This is a genomic window from Caldisalinibacter kiritimatiensis, from assembly GCF_000387765.1.
Classification (GTDB): domain Bacteria; phylum Bacillota; class Clostridia; order Tissierellales; family Caldisalinibacteraceae; genus Caldisalinibacter; species Caldisalinibacter kiritimatiensis.
The window spans coordinates 1-702 of record NZ_ARZA01000051.1 but is presented as its reverse complement, the minus strand read 5'-3'; the positions used below and the strand labels follow the sequence as shown (position 1 = coordinate 702).

Annotated in this window: 5 tRNA genes and 1 rRNA gene; all 6 read left to right on the top strand. The window is 49.6% G+C overall.

Annotation, left to right across the window (positions count from 1 at the left end):
- The first annotated feature begins 11 nt into the window (after nt 1-11).
- Nucleotides 12-88, top strand: a tRNA-Ile gene (locus L21TH_RS01880).
- A gap of 15 nt (nt 89-103) precedes the next feature.
- Nucleotides 104-179: transfer RNA gene (locus tag L21TH_RS01875), tRNA-Trp, on the top strand.
- 25 nt (nt 180-204) lie between these two features.
- Nucleotides 205-281 (top strand) — tRNA-Pro (locus L21TH_RS01870).
- A 5-nt stretch (nt 282-286) separates the two neighbouring features.
- Nucleotides 287-363: transfer RNA gene (locus L21TH_RS01865), tRNA-Ile, on the top strand.
- A gap of 17 nt (nt 364-380) precedes the next feature.
- A tRNA-Phe gene (locus tag L21TH_RS01860) sits at nt 381-456 on the top strand.
- Nucleotides 457-622: 166 nt separating this feature from the next.
- A 5S ribosomal RNA gene (rrf, locus tag L21TH_RS01855) occupies nt 623-702 on the top strand; the annotation flags it as partial.

The window sequence follows — 702 nt, the reverse complement described above, 5'->3', positions numbered from 1 at the left end:
GCCAGTATCGAGGGCCCTTAGCTCAGTTGGTTAGAGCGTCCGGCTCATAACCGGCAGGTCTGGGGTTCGAGTCCCTGAGGGCCCACCATTTAATTGAATATGTAGGGGCGTAGTTCAGTTGGTAGAACGTCGGTCTCCAAAACCGAATGTCGTGGGTTCGAGTCCTGCCGCCCCTGCCATATATTGAGGTTAGTGTTCTGACTTCGGGGTGTAGCGCAGTTTGGTAGCGCATCTGGTTTGGGACCAGAGGGTCGCGGGTTCAAATCCTGCCACCCCGACCATGTAGGGGCTTATAGCTCAGTCGGTTAGAGCGCACGCCTGATAAGCGTGAGGTCGGTGGTTCGAGTCCACCTAAGCCCACCAATATAATATGATGATATGCCCAGATAGCTCAGTCGGTAGAGCAGGGGACTGAAAATCCCCGTGTCGGCAGTTCGATTCTGTCTCTGGGCACCATCCAACTCCCATCTTTCTGATAGGAGTTTTTTAAACTGAGGGTGCAGTTAAATATTTCCGTTTAACTGTATGAAGTCATGAGAAATCAGACAAAAAATAAAAAAGCGCTTGACACACTCGATGAAATGTGATAAAATAATATTTGTCGCTGATAAAAAACAAGCAATCTGGCAGCAATAGCGGAGAGGTTACACCCGTTCCCATTCCGAACACGGAAGTTAAGTCCTCCAGCGCTGATGGTACTTG